The organism is Bacillus sanguinis, from assembly GCF_018332475.1.
GTDB lineage: Bacteria > Bacillota > Bacilli > Bacillales > Bacillaceae_G > Bacillus_A > Bacillus_A sanguinis.
In genome coordinates this window covers 1-3,354 of the sequence record NZ_BOQB01000487.1, presented here as the reverse complement: position 1 = coordinate 3,354, position 3,354 = coordinate 1, and the positions used below count along the sequence as shown (strand labels likewise).

Below are 3,354 nucleotides of genomic sequence, written 5' to 3'. Positions count from 1 at the left end.
AAATAATAGGTAGGTGTGATTCACACCTACCTATTATTTTTTACTATTCTTCGTTTTGAAGTAGTTGTAATGCTAAATTTAAATCTACGTCTTCTTGTATATGTTCCGGAGTCCACGGAATATGTATATGTGGTTGAATACCAATTCCGGACATTCCTTCGCCTTTATCTATAATTGAAAGTCGTGAAGTAGGGTAGTAAAGAGCGAATGTGTCAGCCCATTCCATAACTGCTAAATTAGAATAATCATTTAAGCCAGCAGTAGGGCGACCTATTACTTTTACTTTCAATGATTTCTTTGCAACTTCTACAAAAGAATCACCAGAACTTCCGCATGAAATATCTGTTAATAGAACTACTCTACTAGGTGATTTTCGTCCGTGTATTTTTAATGATTGAAGTTCTTTTGGTAACCCAGAGGTATCAAATGTAACGAATCCTTTTTTATGATTCTTTTTTAAATCTTGAATAAACATATTAGTGAATAATTTGGAAAGTTCGTCTAAAGAATCATAATCTTCCATTCCCATGTCTTTCATACGTAAATGAAAGTTTCGTTCTGTATGATTTAATTGCATTGTATCAGAAGAATCGAAAAGAGAAATCTCTTTGTCTTCAAATAAGTAAGGAAGTAGGTTGAAAAATGCATCATCACTTCCGCCACGATTTAATCGCACATCAATAATTAAGTTTGGAAAAGAATTAAGCTCATTTTTGTGTGAGTCTAATAATTTATTAATAGCTTCAATATTTGCAAAATCCGTCAAAGTTATTAAGAGTGTATCTTTATTATACTGTTTCAATGAATAAATAGGCGTGTATTCGCTTTGTTTATACTTTTGTAAAGTTATGGTTTTAGTTACTCCATTTTCATCTATAAGTGTACAATTGGATGATTTTAATAAAACATAATCCCATTTTTCACGTTCATATGTATTCTCATTTAAATACTTCTTATATTTTATTAATAGCTCAGGAACTTTCATATGATCTAATGCGAGTATAGACTGTCCTTTTTTCACTCTTATTTCTTGTGAAGTGGATGTAATATATAGGCGATCTTCGTATCTTTTCACTTGGAAGCCAACACTGTTAAGCGGTTGATTGTTAGAATTCATTTTGAAAAACATATGATTATCTTTAAAGTCTAGTAAGTAATCCCGTACAATTTCAGTAAATTGTATTGGTGTTAGTTTTCCAATTTTCTCTAGTTTCTCAACTGTTTGTAAATAAGTAGAAGGATCGTCCCATCCTTCCTTATCTAAACAGCCTGAATAATCGTGATGGGTAATCGAAACAACGTCTTTAAAAATTTCTGTGTACACAGTTTTCCCTCTTTGATAATTTAATTAGTTGAATAATAGAATTCTATGCCCTTTACGTATTACCTTTTTTTAATGGAGAATTTAAAGGGAAAAAGAGGGATGTGTTATCATCCCTCTTTTAAACAGTTATTAAATTTTCTTAAATGTAAGTGGCTGCGTACTTAACATAGCGGGCACATGCAATTGAAGGGATGGGAATTCACCGTTCACATTCATTTCATATGCAAATAATAGATTCATCTTCATTTGGAATAAGTCAACTTTTGCAGAAAAGATGTCGTAATGATGATGCCCTAATTGAATGTCCATCTCCATAAATTGTACAAATAACGAATCATCTCGCTTGTATACTTGTAATGTTCCGTATGCTGGATGTTCGAAAGTACCAGTATAATCTTCTAATTTATGAGAAGGTGTAGTTCCTTTTATTTGTTCTGGAACGGATTCAGTCGCTTCTTTCATCATTTTCTTCATTTTTTCCGTATCTTCTACAGCACGTTTATGCCAATCAATGGATTCTAATTCAAGTAGTTCGTCATAAATTTGATTAGCGAGATAAGTAGGCAGTAATGTGCCTCCAGCATTCGTTAAAATGACAAGGCCGATGTTTTCTGTTGGTATGAAAGAAACAAGCGCTGAAAATCCATCAATATTACCACCATGATGAATCACCTTATTACCACGGTAAGCGCTAATAAACCAGCCGAGTCCATAACTATTTAATGGGGATTCAGGAAGTGATAAGATTGGTTGATCTGGAATTGAATTGTGTGGTGTATACATTTGTTGTAATAATTCTGGAGAGATTAATTCATGATCTCCAAACTTCCCTTGATTTAATTGAAGGAGTACCCAATTTGCCATATCTTCAATTGTAGAATTAATACATCCAGCAGCGCCGACTGTATCGATGTTACGGAATGGAACTTCTTTTATTTCACCGTCATTTTCGATGTAAGGTAAAGCATAATCATCTGTATTTTGTGAATCTGTAACAGAGAAGTTTGTATGCCTCATATTTAAAGGTTCTAAAATATGTTCTGTAGTGTATTGCTCCCACGTTTGATTCGTGATGTTTTCAACAATAGAGCTAATTGTTGCATACATTAAGTTGTTATATAGAAATGAAGTCCGAAACGGTGCATCAAGTGATAAATGTTTTATTTTTTCAACGAGATCTTTTCGAGATAAGGAAGAGCTATACCAAAGGGCATCATGGCGACTTACCCCAGTACGATGAGAGGCTAAATCTCGTCCTGTAACTTGTGAGCTAGCAAGTAGTTCAGATAAAGAGAAGTTAGGTATATAAGTCTGGACAGGAGTATCCCAATTAAACTTTTTTTGCTGTGCTAACAAACTTAATGAAAGTGTGCCAAAAGCTTTCGTTGAAGAACCGATTGCAAATCGAGTACTCGGTGTAACAGCGTCTTTTGTCTCTAGATTTCGATAGCCAAATCCTTCTGAAATAATGACTTCACCGTCTTGTATAACAGCCACAGCAGCACCAGGAACATTTAAATCCTTCATCATTTTTTCAACCGTTGTTTGTAAAGAAGTCATAACAGGAGTTTCAATTTTAGACATACTTCTAACCTCCAAATATAATTTTTGTTCTACCGCACTATACTTTCGGTAATAGAAAATGAAAACCTTTTTAATTATGGAAAGTTAATAATTTTGTAAGGATGAATGAAATTATTGTTTATTTAGAATTTTATTTTTATTATAATTAATTTAAATTAAGATTTAGAAAAGACGGTGAAGAAGTGTGCTAACAATAAAGAAATTGCTTTGTGATAATAAAAATAATCCGATAGGCATAGATTCGAAAGTCGTTAAAATTAGTTGGCAACTCGAGTCGAGTAAGCGAAATGTAAAACAACTTGCGTATCAATTGCAGGTTGCGAAGGATAGAGAGTTTAAAACTATAGTATTCGATTCGCAGAAGGTAGAAACAGATCAAAGTTTATATATACCAATTAATTCGTTTTCATATAGTAAGGAAACACGCTATTTTTACCGAGTGAAGG

General features: G+C 33.0%; 3 protein-coding genes. 1 reads left to right on the top strand and 2 read right to left on the bottom strand.

What is annotated here, in order from left to right:
- Positions 1 to 43 precede the first annotated feature (43 nt).
- Together KI369_RS27900 and KI369_RS27895 are read right to left on the bottom strand one after the other, a co-directional pair.
- Positions 44 to 1,324, bottom strand: a complete 1,281-nt coding sequence (locus KI369_RS27900) for a S41 family peptidase (RefSeq protein ID WP_212958881.1) — start codon at positions 1,322 to 1,324, stop codon at positions 44 to 46.
- Positions 1,325 to 1,453: 129 nt separating this feature from the next.
- Positions 1,454 to 2,908 (bottom strand): serine hydrolase, encoded by a 1,455-nt coding sequence (locus tag KI369_RS27895; protein ID WP_212958880.1) that lies wholly within the window; start codon positions 2,906 to 2,908, stop codon positions 1,454 to 1,456.
- Between the two features lie 184 nt (positions 2,909 to 3,092).
- On the opposite strand from KI369_RS27895, the gene KI369_RS27890 reads away from it, so the two are divergent.
- On the top strand, positions 3,093 to 3,354 hold a 262-nt coding region (locus tag KI369_RS27890), incomplete at its 3' end, for a glycoside hydrolase family 78 protein (protein ID WP_498033623.1).

Bases quoted from the DNA above. Each gene is read 5' to 3' on its own strand.
- KI369_RS27895 (WP_212958880.1), bottom strand. From the start codon at position 2,908: ATGTCTAAAATTGAAACTCCTGTTATGACTTCTTTACAAACAACGGTT.